The sequence below is a fragment of the Parabacteroides caeci genome (assembly GCF_023656795.1).
GTDB lineage: Bacteria > Bacteroidota > Bacteroidia > Bacteroidales > Tannerellaceae > Parabacteroides > Parabacteroides segnis.
In genome coordinates, this window is sequence record NZ_JAMOKT010000071.1 from 1 (window position 1) to 19,805 (window position 19,805).

Below are 19,805 nucleotides of genomic sequence, written 5' to 3' on the forward strand. Positions count from 1 at the left end.
AGATTTTTTAGCAAGTCCGGTCTGAAACCGAACAGAACTTTTAATACTAAACTTATCAAAGAACTCTTTGGCATAGTGGCAGAAGCCGCTTAGCCGATATGTTGAATTTTTAACGGACTATTATATAAAGTAAACGAAACGGAATACAAAGAAGTCTCTTACAGGGTGCCTTTCACAAGGCAGAATGAGAACGGGACGGCTACAATCTTAGAGATTGCCAACAACCACCGCTATACACTGGCTGTGACGGCGGCAGACCTATACCACCTCGACTGCAACATTTCCGTAGACGACTGGGCGGACGACGGAAGCATCATCGAGTTTAATCCCAACGACGATACCGGGGAACTGGCCGTGACCATTCCCGATGGCTTCAAGGACGACACCAAATACGATCCCGACACACGATCCGTCAGCATGTCGCTCAAATCCGGTAGCCGGTTCGAACTGAATACGACTGCCACCTCCAATCTGACGGTCGGGAAAAAATATGTCGGAGGACTCGCCGCACAGCAATACGACTGGCTGGAAGTGTCGGAACCTGTCGTTTCCACCCGAACGGCGTTGAACTTCGCCTATACCTTCTCGCTCAAAGAAGGATATACAGGGGGACGTTACCCCCGTGCCGTACTGCGGTTCACAAACACCATGAACGGCAACGAAACAACCTTCTTCGTCGAGGCTGTTTCCGTGCCACAGGCGGACAACACACCGCAGCCGGGTACAAACAACCCTAACACCTTCGATGCCGAGAACCTGCTGGTCAGCCTCTACCGCACGACCGGTAGTAATGCACATGTGCGCATCACTTGCCCCGACGGTACAGAGGTGGAAAGCAAGCCCGACTGGCTCGACGTGGCCATCGACAAGCAGAACGGAGCAGAAACGATCTATTCGTTTACGCTCAACGACCGCGATATCACAGGCGTTCCCGAAGATAAAGGCACCGTCACTTTCCGCAACAAAAAAGCAGGCGATCTAAAAACGGATATCACCGTGCAACTGCTGGATGCCACCCTGAAACCCGATTTCACCTCTCCGAGTATCGACGGCACAAAGAACAGCTATGAGGCTCCGACAGACGACACACCGGCAAACGTCAATATGCAGATTTCGGACGCGAACAATTTCTCCGTCAGTTGCAGATCCATGCAGGGCATCGAGATCGGCATGGACTTCGACGGAGGGTCCGAATGGCTCAAAGCAACAGGCGCGAACGTAACCAAAGCATACAATGAGAATGCCGAACTCACCTTCTCGCTGGACAACGCCAAGCTGGGAGGTGCGAAAAAAGCGACCGTCACACTCAAAAACAAAGTTGGCGGTAAAAACACGGTCTTCACCGTCTCGCCCGTATTCCTTGCCCCAACCGTCACTTTTGTCAGCGGAAGCAACTCGCCCACGCAAAACACGATGTCGGGCACGGCCATTAAACTGTATCAGGTAACCGGTTCTAAGGTCAGCATCAAAGCGAATGCCTTCGGCGGCACCTGTGTCAAAACACTGACAGGTGATATCACCGTGACTGCCGACGATAATTACAATGCAGAAAAAACGTATGTGGTCACTTGGAAAAGCGGGACATCGGCATCTTTCGTTATTGCCAACAAATCGGACGAAACAAAGGAGGCTGCCGCTTACTCGGTGAATGCACCAGCTACGACGATTACGGCTACCGACAATCTCAATATGAATACATTGGTCAACCAGAACGTAACCAATACAATCAATTCGCCCGAAGGATGTACGGCTTCCGTGAACTGGGGAACCGGCGGGCAAGCCTGGTTCGACCTGAGTGCCACAAACTTCAATGCAAACAACCAGGCACTCAAAATGACGACGAAAAGCAATATCACAACGCTGACGAATATACAGAAGGCTACCATTACGTTGACAAACAAGATTACGGGAGGTACTGTGAAAACATTTACTGTAACGCCTGTTTACCAATTTATCAGCGCAGAACAAACTTCATCTACCGGTAATAATCTGATCGGTACGGCTATCAATATGGTCAAGATGTCGGGCAACTCCGGCTACCATGCCCAAATAACATTGAAAGTAGTATCTCTGGGTGGTAGCAAAGTCACAGTATCCGGAACCGGACTAAAATTAACCGGGGCAGCATCCAGCACTGCCTACACAGCCAGCTATACACTGGATGCGGCTTATAATGCGGCGGCTAGCGGGACACTGACAATTACTAATTCTCAGAATGCCGGCAGCAAACAAACTTACACGATAAGTGTGAAAGATCAGACGGTTACCTATACGTCAAAGAGTACTGGGAAAACGGCAGCGGCATTGGAAACGGCCAGTTATTGGGTGGCACCAGTGACGGAAGGGCTAGCTAACATTAACGATGCACCATCCAAATGTCCGGATGGGTGGAGAATACCGACTGCTGTTGATGCTAGAAATTTTGTAAGAAATGATCAAGTAGGTTTAGCTAATATATTCCTTCCTGGGGCTGATCCTAAAGGTATTGGAATTGGAAAGGATGCTCAAGGGCGTGTCGGTTATTGGACAAGTACGATTATAGACGGGTCGATACCTTGTTGCATAACCGTCAAATCTGATCAATGGTATTGGTACGCAGCCAATAAACCTAACTCTGGTTGTAGTGCAGCGAGTAGCAGTATAATGAATGTCCGCTGCCTCAAAAATAAATAACACAACTATCCGCGTACCTGAAGCCCCCCGGCTTCCCCGAATAACCGTACGCCGCAAATAAGAATAGCCGCCAGCGGGCGGCAAGCAGGTTTCGGCCTGAACGATCTTTGACATGATGGGATTGAAAATAAAAAGGTTTAAATGATTGTATATTCATTGAAATGAATACCTTTGCTTTCATAGTATGAACCAAAATTCATTAATTATGAAAGACAAAGGAGAAATTATTGTTTATCAATCTGAAAACACCTTACAATTAGAGGTTAGAATGGAAAATGAAACCGTTTGGCTGACTCAGGCACAGATGGTGGAATTGTTTCAAAGAGACAGAACCGTTATAACCAAACATATAAATAACGTATTCCGGGAGGGTGAACTTGATAAAGAAAGCAATGTGCATTTTTTGCACATTGCAAATTCTGATAAGCCGATCATGTTATATAGTCTCGATGTTATCATATCAGTAGGCTACCGTGTAAATACAATTGGATATAAAAGGTATACTGCAACATTTATAATCACTCTTTTACCTATAATAAGTTTTCATCCCATCATGTCAATAACCAGAAGCGTTCTTTGACATGATGGAATAAAATTGAAACAAATAGGTATTACTATATTCATTATTATTTTCCTTTCAAGAGAAAAGTAATAATCTTATCTTTGTGTTCGTGCTTAAAACAACGGAAACATGGAAACAATGCCGATCAGAAAACTCCCGGTAGGGATACAGGATTTTACCAAATTGCGTGAAGAAGGTTTTTTATATGTAGATAAAACCGCATTGGTCTACAAAATGGCTGTTGCCGGAAACCCTATATTCCTGAGCCGCCCGCGCCGTTTCGGTAAAAGCCTGCTCCTTTCGACACTCGAAGCCTATTTCCTCGGACGGAAAGACCTGTTCAAGGGACTGGCTATCGAACAACTCGAAAAGGACTGGAAAGTGTATCCGGTACTGTACCTGAGCTTGAATGCCCAATTCTATGAAAACAAACGAAGCTTGGAGCAAGTGCTTGAAGCTCATTTTATTCAATGGGAAAAGAAGTATGGTGAAACGGATAAAGAAGTGGGGTATTCCGCACGTTTCATGCAAATCATCCAACAAGCCTGCGAGAAAACGGGAGAGAAAGTGGTCGTCCTGATCGACGAATACGATAAGCCCCTGCTGCGCACCTTGTTTAACGATGATCTGCACGACGTTTACCGCGAAATGCTGACCGGTTTTTACACCGTCCTGAAAGATGCCGACCGTTACCTGCGTTTTGTATTCATCACCGGAGTGACCAAGTTTTCGCAGTTAGGGATTTTCAGTAACCTGAACCAACTGATGGATATCAGTATGGCTCCCGATTATGCAACGATTTGCGGTATGACACAGGTGGAGATCGAACGCGATTTCCAACCCGAACTGGCCGCCCTTGCTGCCATGAACAAACTGACGTACGAACAAACGGTGAACGAAATGACGAAACGTTACGACGGATATCATTTCACGGAATTCCTTTCGGATGGAATCTATAACCCGTTCAGCGTACTGAATGCATTGGTTCAAAAACGGTTCAGCAGCTACTGGTTCGCTACCGGAACACCGACGATGCTGGTAGATATGCTGAAAAAGACCGACTACGACCTGCGCCAACTCGACGGTATAGAAGTTCCGGTAGCCGCACTGATCGATTACCGGGCCGATTTTCATAATCCGGTGCCGATCATCTACCAGAGCGGGTATCTGACGATCAAAGGCTATGACCCTGCAAAGGATTTCTATACACTCGACTTCCCAAATGCTGAAGTAAAATACGGATGGCTGAATTTCATCACTCCATATTATACTCCTTTGTCGGAATCGACCGCTCCGTTTTACATCGGGAAGTTCTGGGATGAGTTGCGTGCCGGCGACGTCGATGCGTTTATGGAACGGTTGCACGCCTTCTTCGAAGGTATTCCCTATGAACTGAACAGCAAGACCGAACGTCATTATCAGGTAATCTTCTACATTGTCTTCAAACTGTTGGGACAGTATGTAGATTCCGAAGTACGTAGTGCCCGCGGCCGGGCGGATGCAGTGGTAAAGACAACCGATTATATCTATGTATTCGAATTCAAACTAGACGGTTCGGTAGACGAGGCTCTCCGGCAGATCGACGAAAAAGGCTACCTGATTCCCTACACCGTCGACGGTCGCCAACTGGTTAAAGTCGGTGCCTCCTTCGACAAAGAGAAACGCAATATCGGAGAATGGAAAGCCATTTTCTGCTGACAATACCCCATTATCATTTTCGATTTTATCCCATCATATCAAAGAACAAACGGTCTTTAACATGATGGGATTGTTTTTTTAAGCAATCGCATCTGTAACCTATAACAGATGCACCGATCGTTACGCAGCCTCCACGGTGGGGGTTGCGCGGCTTGTCGTGTGTGTCTGCATGTGAAATTGAAACGAATGAAACACTAGTATTAACCGGCGAGGCGTCCTGACAGGCACCGGACCACAATTTTTTAACGAAATGGCAAATACGCTGAAAGTATGGATGGCACCCAACTCGGTGACACCCGACCCCAAAGACAAGATCTTTGTACTCGAAACCACCGGCAAAGCCGACATCGACAAGATCTATGAAGAAATGCGTGCCGAAGACACCGGACTGCGTCTCGAAACGATCGTGCACTCGGTTACCCTCTTCCAACGCGTCTGTGCCCGCCTGCTGATGAACGGATGGCAACTCAACACAGGACTGTTCTATGCCGTGCCCCGCCTGCTGGGACTGGCAGAAGACGGCAGATGGAATCCGGAAAGCAACAGTATCTATGTCGCTTTCACGCAAGACAAAGTGATGCGCGAAGAGATCGCCCTGACAAGATCAGTATCCTGGGCACGAAATCAGATGTGATGTACATTCTCGGAACGGAAGACCGCAAGACCGGCCTGAAAGACGGTACCATGACACCGGGACGCAACTTCTTCGTGCGCGGTGCTAACCTGAAGGTGCTCGGTGAAAACGAGTCGGTAGGCGTCACCCTAACCAACACGACGACAAAAGCCGTAGTGAAACTCGACGACGACATGATCACAAAAAACAACCCTTCGGAACTCACGCTCCTGATCCCCGCCGACCTGGCCGACGGCGACTACCAACTCACTGTACGCACGCAGTTCGGTACCAGCAAACATCTGCTGAAAGAACCCCGCGAAGTATCCGTCGATGTGCATGTAGGTGACGGTGGTGGTGGTAGCGACCGTCCGGAAATCGAATAAAACCGGGAAGTGCATCTTCCTGACGCTGGGAAGTCACCCTTCCCGGCACTGGGAAGAGACACTTCCTAACACTGGGAAGAGCGACTTCCCGGAAACAGACAAATATCAATTTTTCAACTAACAATATGTTTAATTTAAAACAAACGAACATGAACGTAAAAAGTTTAATGCTGCTCCTCGCCCTCGCGGGATTGGGAGCGAGCTGTTCAGACGATGAAGCGACAGGAGGCGGCCCCAGCAGTATCGCCGGACGCTCCGAGTTGCAGATCGTCTTCAGCGAAAGTGGCGAGAGCCAATCGTACGACAAAACGACTAAAGCGATTGCAACCGCCAAAGAGAACCAGATAGACGACTTGCAGATCTATCTGTTTGCGGCAGCCTCCGAAGGTGGCCCATACTACTACCTGGAAACATGGCAGGACGGAACGGCTTACAATCCGGAAGACAAAGATGGTGTCACCGGTAACCCGAAAACCAACTTCAAGAAGACAGAAGCCGGCACCGGCTGGAAGGCTTCCCTCTATCCGAACGAATTGGCCGGAGTGCCTTACATCAAGTTGTTCTGTATTGCCAACAAGAATGTGCCGGGCATGCTCGCATCCGATGGTGCAACTCCGTCGCAAACGACGGATGAGAAATTCTATCAGGAAGACGGCGCTACGGAAATCCTGGCTACCCTGACTCCCGTAACAACGGCGGCTGCCGGCGACGGAACTTACACCGTTACCCCGGGTACCACTGAGACGGAGTTCATCGCCAGCTTTACCAAAGCACTGGGCGCCGCAGCCAACGGTGTGATCTCCACCCCGTTGCTGATGACCGGCCAGGGAAAGACGAAGATCAGCGGCAATGTGTCGAAAGTAGATATCGACCTCACCCGCGTAGTCGCCCGTTTCGATATCGACAACACCACCTCGAAGTCAAACCTGACCATCAAGAAGGTCACTCTGGCGCAGGGACGTAAAACGGCCCCGCTATGGACTGCGGCAATCACCCCAGTGGATAAAGCAGACCTCACTGCCTCCGCGCTGATCGCACAGAAGTACGAAACAGTGGACTTCGAGAAACTGACGGGTGCCAACCAAGGCATTACCGAAAGCTCACTCTACGTCTACCCGACCCTGGCGACCGACGAAAGTTATCTGATCCTGGAAGGAACCTACAAAAGCCCGGTCAACTCCAGCCAGGTACCGGTTACCTACCACGTCCCGATCGTACGCACTCCGGAAGGAGGCGACAAAGGCGAATACATCGCCATCAACGCCAACAACCGTTACTGCCTGCGCATCACCGATGTAACATTGAGTAATGTATACGGAACTTTCGATGTAGTAGACTGGACTTCGGCAGGTGGTATCACCATCCGTCCCGACAACGATGCTCCGGTATTCGATGCCACCCTTGCCTTCGATGCCGCAAGTGCCAACAAGCCGACCGACCTGAATGCAGGTAATCCCGAAGCTACGACCTACGATTACGAAGTGACCGGCAATGCCGACGGCGAAGGATCGTTCAGCCTCACCCTGGCCGCCACCGGAGCCGTACGTTGCGAAAAGGAAACCATGTCGACCACCAAAGCCGGTGAAACAGACTGGCTGACCATCACGACCGACAAGACCGAAGAACGCGACGGCGTATGGTACACCTCCTTCAAATTCGAATACACCAACTCGATCGGCCAGCAACCGGTTGCCGTACATTTCATCAACGAAACGGCTTCCTACGACCCGGCCCTGTGGACAACAATCAATTTCTACGGACCGAAGGCAGTCCCGTCGTTTGCCCTCGCAGCCAACGGCAATTCGAAAGGCAACGTTACTGCGCTTACCGACGATGATGCAAAGAAACCGACTGCGACGATCTACTCTGTAGACGGCAGCTACGTCACATTCGACATCACCAGTATCGAAGGCGTCGAAGCGGCCGACCTGGCCGGCTACAAGGCCGAAAAAGTCGCCACAAACGGATTTGTCCATACATTCAAAGTATCTGTAGTCGACAAGGCAACAGCTGCCGGAGGAAACATGGTATTCAAGAATGCAGGTGACCCGACAAAGACAACGACTCTGACAATCACAAAAGCAGACCCGAGCCTGAGTGTCGAGAAATCGACCGACGCCAACGGTGCCAGCGATTACACGGCAGGAACTGAAACTCCGTTCGTAACAACCGGTACATTACAGGTAGACCTCGACCTGCTGGCTACAGGAACAGCCAACTTCAAGGTCAACTCACCGCAGGGACTAACTGTTGCCAGCCTAGATTGCCCGTGGCTGACCATCACCGAAGTCCACCCGTGGGCCGATACCGACGGCAATCGTTATACGGAATATCAGCTGAAAAAGAAAGAGTCTCCTGCCAACACCAGCGACTTCAACCTTGTATTCACCAGCAAGCTGACAGAACAGGGCATCACGGCTCCGGGCTTCAAGCTGACGTTGAACAAGGCTTACAACAAACCGAAAATCACACCGAATGCAGACCCGAGTACGTATACAAACAGTACATTCAATGATGGAGCACCTATCGGATATCCGTATGCTGTAACAGCCGATATGTATAAAGTAGATAACAGTACTATTTACCTGCAAATGGCTTGTACGGAAGAGATGACCGTGACATCGAGCGATGCAAATGTAACAGCATCTAAACAAGGCGATACCAACTATTACAAAATAGAGGTAACCAACGCTGCCGACGCTGCCGACGAAGTGACGATCACAGCAACAAATAATAATGACGCAACCCGCAAAGCAACCGTAACATTGACTCTGGTCGATCCGGCCACCAAGCTGGAAAATCCGGGAGGAGGCGTGACGCCGACTTTGTCTGGTACAACAGTCACACTTCCGAATACATATGCCCAATACGGTGTTTCGACATTCGATATTGTAGCCCCGAAAGGTTCGACAGTTACCTGCGGCTCTAGTACATGGTTCACTTGCACTCCTTCCGGTACTGCTACTATTGACGGAACCAAGAAGCAGGCAATAACACTGATGGGGGGAGACCAGTCATCAACAGCCGATGTAACGATCACCGTTCACAACAGCGTAACAAATGCCGACGAAACGATTACCGTAACGAAAGCTGTTGCACCCTGATATTTGAATAACAATTAAATAAGAAGATTATGAACATAAAACATCTATTACCTCTCTTCGCAGCGGGAGCATTCCTTTTTGCTTCCTGCACGGAAGAGAATGAGGTAGCCGGCGGAACTACGACCGGCGGGACAGGCACCGGAGATGATGCCGACCGTCAGGAAGTGCTTGTATCGCTGAAGAACAACCTCGTCCTGCAGAAGCCGGGAACGAAGGCAGCAGGCGACCCGATCGCCACCGAGGAGGAAAACTATATCCACTCGCTCGATGTCTACGTATTCGGTTCCAAAGAGGAAAACGGAGACTATACCTTGCAGGAGGTCCACTATTACAGGGATGATGCCTCCACCCTGACACTCCCGGGTGTAAACACGTATAGTTTCAACCTGACCAACAGTGCCGACAACAGCGGTGTCACCACCGGTCTACTGAAACTCAACAAAGGGCTCTTCGTCCGGTTATACTGTGTGGCCAACCGTTCCGAAATGTACACCACAGCAGACGACGGGACTACGACACAGTACACCGACTTCAAGTCGCTCATCCAGACCGCACCCGGACAGGCCGACAACCAGATCACGACCGGTATTCCGAAAGAAGCCGACTTCAAGAAGCTGCATATCAAGCTGATCGATCCGGCGGCAACTGCCGATCCGACCGAAAACGACGTGCTGGCCTCGCCACTGCCCATGTCGGGAGCCTACACGACACCGCTCGACCTGACCGATTTCGGCAGTTCGGCCCGTACGCAGATCAGCTTCAAGCTCTCCCGTATGGTCGCCCGTTTCGATATCGTGAACGATGCCACGAAGTCCAAATTCACCCTCGAGAAAATGTCGATGGGTAAAGGACAGAAAGGAGCGAAGTTCTTCCCGATCGAGACGGTCGGTACCAAGGAAGCCGACCTGATCACGTATCCCGAACGCGAAGTTCTGCCCGATACTCAGAAAGCGTTGGATGAAGTGGCAGGAACGACCAATCTGACCAAAGGTGCTTTCTACGCTTTCCCGAGTCCCAAAGACGACCACGGTTACCTGATGCTGAAAGGAAAATATGCCGTGAACCAGACGGAAAGCAAAGACGTATCCTACCAGATACCTTTCCAGCAGATGGTAAACGGTATCGGTACCTATATCGAAGTAGCCTACAACCACCGTTACACCATCACGATCACCAAGGCCGACACCTACCATCTGGATGTCGACTTGAAGGTGGCCGACTGGGATGACAAAGAGGTGATCGACCCTTACGAACCGGATAACGATTTTGACCGGACAGAAAACGTCGTGCTGGATGCTGCCAACAGCACCACTTCATACGTGCTCGACAACGGACAGATCTCAGTATTACCGGATGCCGCCAGCAAGTTCGCTTTCACAATGGGATCGAACACGAATCTGACACATGAGGTGATCTACAAATCGGAAACAGCCGCCAAATGGGTGATACAGGATGGTGAGCCGGTTGTTACCAAAGCCAGTTCGCAGGAAACGCTTTACAAGTTCAAAGTGGATGCAACAGTACTGGCTGCCGCCCAGGCTAACGGTGATAAACTGGAAGACGTAACCATCCGCCTGATCAACCCCGCCAGCGGCAGCCGCAAAGAGATCAAGGTGATCGCTACACAGGGTCCGGCAGTTGCTTTCGTCGCACAGGACGACAACTACAACACGTTCGATGCTGCCAAGCTGACAGCCTACATTTATAATATAGCCAATCAGACAATCAAGCTGAAAGTCGATGCGGAAACCCGCCTGGTCGATCCGGCAAACCCGGAAGGTGCAACAACAACCGGTAGCATGGTGAGTATTACAAACGTAGGTTCTACCGGAGTTACAGCCAGCGCCAATGTCGCAGAAGCCAGTGGTGAATATACCCTGACAACCGACGGTACAGGTTCGGCAGGTAATGAAGGCACAGTCGATTTCGCATCTGTCGCTTCCACTGCCAAGACAACGGTGAAGGTTGTCCTGAAAGACCCGGCCATGAAAGCCCTGACTGCCGGCGATTTCACCGGCGGCCGCACAGACAATACATTCAGTCTGACAGCCGGAGCCGGCAGCAGCCCGCAGGTGTCGCTGGTGGGTGTTGCAAACAACAGCTTTACGCTGAGCGTTGTTTCCCCCGAAGGCGTAACAGTTGCTAAAACAACAGGAGACTGGTTGACAGTAACAGAGACCACCGTTGCCAACGCTGCAGGCGCTAAAGTGACCACCATCACCGGCAAGATCACCGATGCCACAGGTATGTTGGCCGCAGCTAAAACAGACGGTAAGTTCACGATCACCAACAAGCTGGATGCAACGGCGGTGACCACTGTGGAAGTCGTTACCACTGTTCCGGTGGCCGCTACCGTCAGCAAAAGTGCAGACGACGACGGCCTGAACACGTTGACCGGCAGTGTTGCCACCTTGTACAACGCCAACGGCCAGTCCATCACACTGACCACCAACGTAGCTACAACACTGGCAGCCAAATCGGATGCAGATTACCTGACATTATCGACGACTAAAGGCAAAACGCATACGATCACGTTACCGACAACCCAGTCATTGCCGTTAGGTGCCACTCCGACGCTTACCTTCACGACTGACGACGGTGCGACGGCGGAGATTACGGTGGCATTGACAGCTCCGGCTATCACTGCACTGACAGGTGTTACCAATGTAACCGGTACAAACAACTTTACCGCAGCAGCCGGATCGGATAATGCGAAAGTGGTCATGACCGAAGCGACATCGGCCAGTAGCTTTACGCTGTCCGTTACATCACAGGAAGGTATCACCATCGGCAGTGGAACTTCTTCCTGGCTGAAAGTTACGGCAGCAGAAGCTACCGGAAGTGCCGGTAGCTACACAACTGTTGTAACAGTTGCCATTACCGCAGGCACAGACCTGACAACAGTTCTTACCGACGGTAAAATCGTACTGGCTAACGCCATCCCTAACGGAGGCGATATGACAATCGATGTATCGACAACCTTACCGGCAGTAGTTCCTTAAACTTTTTAATACGGAGAGGGTAGCCAATAGCGCCCTCTCCCATTTATCACATCAATATTAATTATCAATTCTACAAAACATGAACAAAGCAGAATTCAGAAACAAACTCGCTTCGCGCCTGGAATTAACCCAGGACTCCTCAAGTAAAATTATCGAAACATGTCTGGACATTCTCTCCTCCTCTTTGGAGAAAGGCGACACGATCACTTTTCAGGGTTTCGGTGTCTTCACCCTCTGGCAACAAACCCAACGTGAAGGCAGAAATCCCCGTACCGGCGAACAATGTATAATAGCCCCCCGCACGAGCGTCAAATTCAAACCAGGCAAGTTCCTCCTGCAAAAACTGAACGAAAGTTAGATTTATCCCCTCAAATCCAAAGGGGTAAAAAACAATGAAAAGCTTTCTTTAATATAATGAGATTGATAAGGATTTCGCTATATTTGTACCACCTTTTCAAACAGGTAAAAACGAAGTGATTATGGCAAAAACAATCAGACGTAAATTTCCGATAGGTATACAAAGTTTCAAATCGCTGCGACAAGATAACTATCTGTATGTAGACAAGACAGCACTCGTTTACGAATTAGCGAATAGCGGGAAACCGTTCTTTCTGAGCCGTCCGCGACGTTTTGGCAAAAGCCTCCTGCTTTCTACACTCGAAGCTTATTTCCGTGGACAGAAAGAATTATTCAAAGGGTTAGCGATTGAAGAACTGGAGGAAGAATGGCTGACTTATCCGGTGCTGCATTTGGATTTAAATGCCCGGAAATATAGTACCTCACAGGATCTGGATGCTATTTTAAACCAGTATCTCGAATCGTGGGAAAAGCTCTATGGCACAGAAAAGCAAGACCGGGCACCGGAAGAACGGTTTATGTATCAAATACAACGTGCAGCCGAGCTAACAGGTCATCCCGTCGTCGTACTCGTCGATGAATATGACAAGCCGCTGCTCCAATCTTTGCAAGATAAGGAGTTGCACCAAGCCTACAAGGAGACCCTGAAAGCCTTCTACGGTGTGCTGAAAAGTGCCGACCAGTATCTGAAGTTCTATCTCCTGACAGGTGTTACCAAGTTTGGACAAGTCAGTGTGTTCAGCGATCTGAACCAACTAAAGGATATCAGCATGGATCCGCATTATAATACGTTGTGCGGCCTCACCTGGCAAGAGATTGCCGATAATTTCCAACCTGAATTGCAACTACTGGGTGAAAGAAACGATCTATCACCGGATGAAGTACGTGAAACGATGACCCGCCAATACGACGGCTATCATTTTATGTACGGTGAAGAGGGTATTTTCAATCCGTTCAGTGTGCTGAATGTATTAAGCGACGCAACCTTCGACGATTACTGGTTCAAGACGGGAACCCCTACTTTCCTGATAGAACTTCTGAAAAAAACGGATTATGACCTGCGCAATCTGGAAGGCATACAGCTGGATGTCAACTCATTTGCCGATTATCGCGCCGACGCATCACGCCCCATTCCGGTGATCTACCAGAGCGGATATCTGACCATTAAAGGGTATGACAAGCGTTTCAGGCTTTATACGTTAGGCTTTCCCAACGACGAAGTAAAGTATGGTTTCCTAAACTTTATAACTCCGTTCTATTCATCCGTTCCAGCCAAAGACAGTGCTTTTTATATAGGTAAGTTTGTCAATGAATTGGAGTCTGGTGATGTGAACGCCTTTACGACGCGCCTTCGGGCCTTCTTTGCCGGTATTCCTTACGAATTAAATGACAAGACGGAGCGGCACTACCAAGTGATTTTTTATCTCGTTTTCCGGCTTATGGGCCAATTCACCGAAGCAGAAGTACGCAATTGCAAAGGACGTGCCGATGCGGTTGTAAAAACACCGGACTATATCTATGTCTTCGAGTTCAAACTGGAAGGAACGGCCGAAGAAGCCCTTGCTCAAATCGATGACAAAGGCTACCTGATCCCCTACACTACCGACGGTAAACAATTGGTCAAGGTCGGTGCCAATTTCAGCGCAAAAGAACGCAATCTGGAGAAGTGGATTTCCATTTCTTAATCAACATTTAATATCCCATCCTGCTTTTTCCCGGCAATAATTTAATATCTTTGATGCCACATAAAAATAAAAGTTGGAGATGATACAAAAAGAATTGACCGGCGACCTGCAATTGAAATGGGGTCGTATGCAACAGGCTATGCGAAAGATAAATGCGGATGCATGCCTGCTAAGTGTAGATGTAAACCTGTATTATACAACCGGACGTGTATATAGCGGATATTTTTATCTGCCCGTAGAAGGCACGCCCTGGTTCTTCGTCAAACGCCCTAACGGATTAAGCAACGACCAAATCGAATATATCCGCAAACCGGAGCAAATAGCCGAGGTATTCGCTGCCCGCGGAATAAAAATGCCGGAAAAGCTGCTCCTTGAAGCCGATGAGCTGACATACAACGATTATATCCGCCTGCAATCAATTTTCAATCCCAAAGAAACCGGTAATGCAACTACATTGATGCGGACCTTGCGTGAAATCAAAACACCGTGGGAAATTGCCCAGTTTCGTATCTCGGCGGCAAAACATGCCAAGACATACGCTGAAGTTACGGAATGTTTCCGTCCGGGAATGACCGACCTCGAATTTCAATACGAAATAGAAAAACGTATGCGCCAGAACGGTTCCATCGGACTATTCCGTGCATTCGGTGCTAATATGGATATTTTTATGGGAAGCATACTGGCCGGTGAAAACGCCGAAGCCCCCTCTCCTTTCGACTTCGCCTTGGGTGGCAATGGCATGGATGCCTCCTGCCCGCTCGGAGCCAACGGCACTGTCCTGAAAGAAGGTACGGCTATCATGGTCGATATGGCCGGAAACTATACCTCTTATATGACGGATATGACCCGCGTATTCTCTGTCGGCAAACTGACCGAAGAAGCCTACCGCGCCCACCAGGTGGCCCTGACAATACAAAATGAAATCGAAAACACAGCCCGTCCGGGTATCGTTTGTTCGGAACTGTATACTATCGCTGCCAAGATTGCCGAAAAAGAAGGACTGGCCGCCAACTTTATGGGAACCAAGCAACAGGCCAAATTCGTAGGACACGGCATAGGTATCCAAATCAACGAACTACCGGTACTGACGCCCCGCTCCAAAGAAGAACTGCAACCGAGCATGGTATTTGCCCTCGAACCCAAATTCGTTATTCCGGGCGTGGGAGCCGTCGGCATTGAAAACAGTTTCCTGGTGACAGAAACAGGATTGGAAAAACTGACACTTTTCGAAGAAGAGATTATTCAATTACATTAATTTATAAACATACAAGCACATGAAAAAGACGATTACTTTTCTGCTTCTACTGGCAATCATCATCATGCCAGCAAAAGCTGCGGATGTAGAAAACGTAAAACCGGTCAAGAATGTTATTCTTCTGATACCGGACGGAACTTCACTGGCTACCGTTTCTATGGCACGCTGGTTGCAATGGTACACAAACCCCGACAAACCTAATCTGAACCTGGACCCGTATCTGTGCGGAACCGTACGTACCCACTCTTCAAATGCCCCTATCGGTGATTCCGCTCCGACAACTTCCTGCTACATGACCGGCTATCCGAGCCGTACCGGTTATGTATCTACTTATCCGGAACACGACGGAGACAATGATATCTACCCGACCGACCCCGAACGCGCTTTCCAGCCGCTTACCACCGTTTTGGAAGCAGCTAAGATGACACAGGGCAAATCGACCGGTCTTGTTTTCACCTGCGAATTTCCGCATGCAACACCGGCAGACTGCTCTGCCCACAGCTACAACCGCGGTAAATACGAATGGATTGCTCCGCAGATGGCTCACAACGACCTGAATGTTGTAATCGGTGGTGGCGCATCCCTTCTTCCGGAAGAAAGCGAAGCTTATCTGAAAGGTAACGGATATGGTGTGTTTAAAAACGACATCAACGGTATGCGTAACTACAGCGGTGACAATATGTGGGCCTTATTCGGTGACCGCGAAATGGCTTACGACATCGACCGCGACCCGGCCCAGCAACCGGACCTGGAAGAAATGACACGTATCGCCATCAAAAAACTGTCTAAAAACCCGGAAGGTTTCTTCCTGATGGTAGAAGGCAGTAAAGTAGACTGGGCCGCCCATGCAAACGACCCTGTCGGTATGGCAACAGATATGCTGGCTTACGACCGTGCCTGCGGTGCCGCACTTGAATTTGCCCGTCAGAACGGAGAAACAGCCGTTATCATGGTTCCCGACCACGGAAACAGCGGTATCAGCATCGGCCGTTATTCTTGCGGAGGTTATGATAAACTTACAAAAGATCAACTGTTCCACCAATTCTCCCTCTATAAACTAACGGCAGAAGGTTTCGCCAAGAAAGTAAACAGTGAACCCAACTCCGAAGTACAGAACATCTTTCGCGAATATGCAGGTTTCGAACTGAGTCCGGAAGAACTGGATGCATTGAATCATTGCAAAGATTACAAGAACAGTCCGATTCCCAAAAATGAACGTACTACCGAAGGCAAAGGCTCCCTCTACAGCGGTTCGCTAACCTCTTTCATGTCTAAGCTGCTTACATCAAAAACCTGTTTCGGATTTACAACCGGCGGACATACCGGCGAAGATGTTTTCCTGGCAGCTTACCACCCGGACAAAGCCAGCCTTCCCATCGGTATGCACACCAACATCGAACTAAACGCATATCTGTGCGCCCTGTTCGGCATGGACCGTGACAAACTGGACGAACTGACAGAAGAGAACTTCGCTCCTCACACAGAGGTATTTGAAGACTATAAATGTGAGATTATCCCGGCAAAAGACGAAAAAGGTTCTCCCTCTCTGGTCGTGAAAAATAAAAAGAAACAAATCAACATCACCCCGTTCAGCAATATCGTCACAATCGGTAAAAAAGGACAGGAAGAAGTCCGGCTCAACTCGGTTGTAGTTTATGTAGATAAGAACAATACATTCTACCTTCCGACGAAGCTGGCAGAATATCTGAAATAAATACAAGCGGAGGCTATTCAGTCTCCGCTTTTTTTATACTTTTGCAAGAAAGACAGATTATACACAAAATGAAAAGTAAAAGTTTAGTTTCTATCGATCAATGTTCCAAAGAGGACATTCTTCGTATTCTGGATAACGCCAGGAAGTTTGAGGAAAATCCGAACCGAAAGCTACTGGAAGGCAAAGTGGCTGCCACCCTGTTTTTTGAACCCTCTACACGCACGCGATTAAGTTTCGAAACAGCTGTCAACCGCCTGGGCGGACGAGTGATCGGATTCCAGGATGCTTCTACCACCAGTTCTTCCAAAGGGGAAACGCTGAAAGATACCATCCTGATGGTCAGCAATTATGTCGACCTGATCATTATGAGACATCATCTGGAAGGTGCTGCCCGTTATGCATCCGAAGTAACGGACATACCTATCATCAATGCGGGCGACGGTGCCAATCAGCATCCCTCGCAGACTATGCTCGATTTATACTCCATTCAAAAGACACAGGGAAAACTGACCGACCTGAACATTACCATGGTGGGCGACCTGAAATACGGACGGACAGTTCATTCGCTGATTGTCGGCATGTCACATTTTAATCCAACTTTTCATTTCGTGGCTCCGGACGAACTTCGCATGCCGGACGAATACAAGAATTTCTGCGACGAGCACGGCATCAAATATTACGAACATACGACATTCGATGAAGATGTTATCAACCAGTCCGATATTCTTTACATGACCCGCGTACAGCGCGAACGCTTTACCGATCTGGAAGAATACGAACGGGTAAAGAATGTGTATATCCTGCGCAATAAGATGCTCGAAGGAAGCCGTGAAAACCTTCGTATCCTTCATCCCCTGCCGCGCGTAAACGAAATCGCTTACGATGTGGATGATAATCCGAAAGCCTACTATATCCAACAGGCACGCAACGGATTGTTCGCCCGTCAGGCAATTATTTGTGAAGTTCTTAATTTATCAATTGAAGATTAATCAGTCATGTCAGTAGAAAAGAAAAGAGAATTGCAGGTTGCCGCTCTGGAGAACGGAACTGCTATCGACCATATCCCCCCCAGCCAATTATTTAAAGTGGCCAAATTGTTGGGACTTGAAAATATGGATAACACAATCACGATCGGGAACAATTTCCAAAGTAAAAAAATGGGATGCAAAGGCGTGATTAAAATATCCAACAAGTTTTTTGAAGAAGACGAAATCAACCGTATCGCCCTGATTGCTCCCAAAGTAATCCTGAACATTATCCGTGATTATGAAGTTGTGGAAAAGAAAACAGTTACATTGCCGGACGAACTGGTTGGATTGGTTAAATGCAACAACCCGAAATGTATCACCAATAACGAACCGATGCCGAGCCGTTTCGAAGTAATAGACAAAGAAAAAGGAACAATCAAATGTCGTTATTGTGAACGTAAAATCAATAAGGAAGATATTATTATTAAATAAGTTTTTATGAAGCAAGACTGGAAGCCCGGTACCATGATTTATCCTTTACCCGCCGTAATGGTTAGTTGTGGCAGCGAACCTTCAGAATACAATATTATAACGGTGGCGTGGGTCGGTACAATCTGTACCAATCCACCCATGTGTTATATATCCGTACGTCCCGAACGTCACTCTTATCCCATACTGAAAAAGAATATGGAGTTCGTCATCAACCTGACAACACGCGAACTGGCCTATGCCACCGACTGGTGTGGCGTCAATTCAGGTAAAGGGCATCATAAGTTTGAAGAAATGGGACTGACACCGGGTAAAGCCACGTTAGTAAACTGTCCCACTATCGAAGAAGCACCTCTTTGCATTGAATGCCGGATCAAGGAAGTGATTGCTTTGGGCAGTCACGATATGTTTATTGCCGACGTCCTGAATGTTCAGGCAGATGATAAATACCTGGACCCGCAAACGGGAGCATTCGATATGCAACGAGCCGACCTGCTGGCTTATTCACATGGGAAATATTATGGATTAGGTGAATTTGTCGGTAAATTCGGCTGGTCGGTAAAAAAGAAAAAATAAACGTATGAAAAAGATACTTCTTCTATTGCCTGTGTTTTTTTTCTGTATATCAGCCAACGCGCAGAAATTTATACAGATTGAGGACAAAGCGTTTAACTTCGGAGCAAAGGTTGGTGTCAACTCTACGTTTCCAATCGTTAATTCACTTACAATAGATGATGTCAAAGCGGAGAATATCCGCCTGCAATATAAGGTAGGCTATCAGGCTTCTGTCTTTTGCAGAATCAATATCGACCGTTTCTTTATCCAGCCGGACCTGTCATGGTATCACACGAAAGGAGACATTCTTTTCTCCATGCCACAAAATACCGAGTCCAACTTAGCCGATAGCAATACACCGGAAACAGACCTGCTTCAATTAAAAACCACCTCACTCGAAATGCCTGTTATGATTGGCTATTACCTTGTCAAGGAAGGACCTTATGCCCTCAGTATGATGGTAGGTCCTAAAGTGAAGTATAATTATAAGGTACGTTATACGACACATTTCTCTGAGGTCACGAATGAATACATCAACGACAGCACTCCGTTTGAGTTGGGTATTGCCACAGGGTTGGGTGTCAGCATCTGGAGGCTCTTTTTCGAATTCACCTATGAATTCGGACTCAACAAAGTCGAATCCGATTTCAAAGACAAATCCTCGCAAAACCCGATTGAAAGAAACATCTCGATCGACAAACGGACTAATATGATGAGTTTCTCACTCGGTTTTCTGTTCTGACC

At 48.4% G+C, this 19,805-nt stretch carries 13 protein-coding genes and 1 pseudogene; all 14 read left to right on the forward strand.

Features of this window, described 5'->3' with window-relative positions:
- Positions 1–165: 165 nt before the first annotated feature.
- The gene (locus NBH15_RS24645) at positions 166–2,673 is read left to right on the forward strand and encodes an autotransporter outer membrane beta-barrel domain-containing protein (RefSeq protein ID WP_128135232.1); all 2,508 of its coding nucleotides are present in this window, start codon (positions 166–168) and stop codon (positions 2,671–2,673) included.
- A 205-nt stretch (positions 2,674–2,878) separates the two neighbouring features.
- Positions 2,879–3,253, forward strand: coding sequence for a virulence RhuM family protein (locus tag NBH15_RS24650; protein ID WP_233567484.1), 375 nt, complete (start codon positions 2,879–2,881; stop codon positions 3,251–3,253).
- 111 nt (positions 3,254–3,364) lie between these two features.
- A complete protein-coding gene (locus NBH15_RS24655; protein WP_128135233.1) occupies positions 3,365–4,933 on the forward strand; it encodes a PD-(D/E)XK nuclease domain-containing ATP-binding protein in 1,569 nt (522 codons plus the stop codon).
- A gap of 250 nt (positions 4,934–5,183) precedes the next feature.
- Positions 5,184–5,932, forward strand: a pseudogene (locus NBH15_RS24660) (DUF4469 domain-containing protein).
- A gap of 149 nt (positions 5,933–6,081) precedes the next feature.
- The gene (locus NBH15_RS24665) at positions 6,082–9,036 is read left to right on the forward strand and encodes a hypothetical protein (protein WP_250823803.1); all 2,955 of its coding nucleotides are present in this window, start codon (positions 6,082–6,084) and stop codon (positions 9,034–9,036) included.
- 29 nt (positions 9,037–9,065) lie between these two features.
- Positions 9,066–12,038 (forward strand): autotransporter outer membrane beta-barrel domain-containing protein, encoded by a 2,973-nt coding sequence (locus NBH15_RS24670; protein WP_250823804.1) that lies wholly within the window; start codon positions 9,066–9,068, stop codon positions 12,036–12,038.
- Positions 12,039–12,117: 79 nt separating this feature from the next.
- Positions 12,118–12,396: an HU family DNA-binding protein gene (locus tag NBH15_RS24675; RefSeq protein WP_128135236.1), complete on the forward strand. Its 279-nt coding sequence runs from the start codon at positions 12,118–12,120 to the stop codon at positions 12,394–12,396.
- Between the two features lie 121 nt (positions 12,397–12,517).
- Complete coding sequence (locus NBH15_RS24680; RefSeq protein WP_128135237.1) at positions 12,518–14,080, forward strand: PD-(D/E)XK nuclease domain-containing ATP-binding protein; 1,563 nt, start codon at positions 12,518–12,520, stop codon at positions 14,078–14,080.
- Between the two features lie 79 nt (positions 14,081–14,159).
- Positions 14,160–15,335 carry a M24 family metallopeptidase gene (locus NBH15_RS24685; RefSeq protein WP_128135238.1) on the forward strand — a complete coding sequence of 392 codons (1,176 nt, stop codon included), beginning with the start codon at positions 14,160–14,162 and terminating at the stop codon, positions 15,333–15,335.
- 19 nt (positions 15,336–15,354) lie between these two features.
- Entirely contained in the window at positions 15,355–17,049 is a 1,695-nt protein-coding gene (locus NBH15_RS24690; RefSeq protein WP_128135239.1) for an alkaline phosphatase, read from the forward strand.
- A gap of 68 nt (positions 17,050–17,117) precedes the next feature.
- Complete coding sequence (pyrB, locus tag NBH15_RS24695; RefSeq protein ID WP_007659291.1) at positions 17,118–18,038, forward strand: aspartate carbamoyltransferase; 921 nt, start codon at positions 17,118–17,120, stop codon at positions 18,036–18,038.
- Between the two features lie 6 nt (positions 18,039–18,044).
- On the forward strand, positions 18,045–18,509 hold the full coding sequence (pyrI, locus tag NBH15_RS24700) for an aspartate carbamoyltransferase regulatory subunit (RefSeq protein ID WP_007659289.1): 465 nt from the start codon (positions 18,045–18,047) through the stop codon (positions 18,507–18,509).
- 6 nt (positions 18,510–18,515) lie between these two features.
- Positions 18,516–19,082: a flavin reductase family protein gene (locus NBH15_RS24705; RefSeq protein WP_128135240.1), complete on the forward strand. Its 567-nt coding sequence runs from the start codon at positions 18,516–18,518 to the stop codon at positions 19,080–19,082.
- A 4-nt stretch (positions 19,083–19,086) separates the two neighbouring features.
- Complete coding sequence (locus tag NBH15_RS24710; protein ID WP_128135241.1) at positions 19,087–19,803, forward strand: porin family protein; 717 nt, start codon at positions 19,087–19,089, stop codon at positions 19,801–19,803.
- Positions 19,804–19,805: the final 2 nt, after the last annotated feature.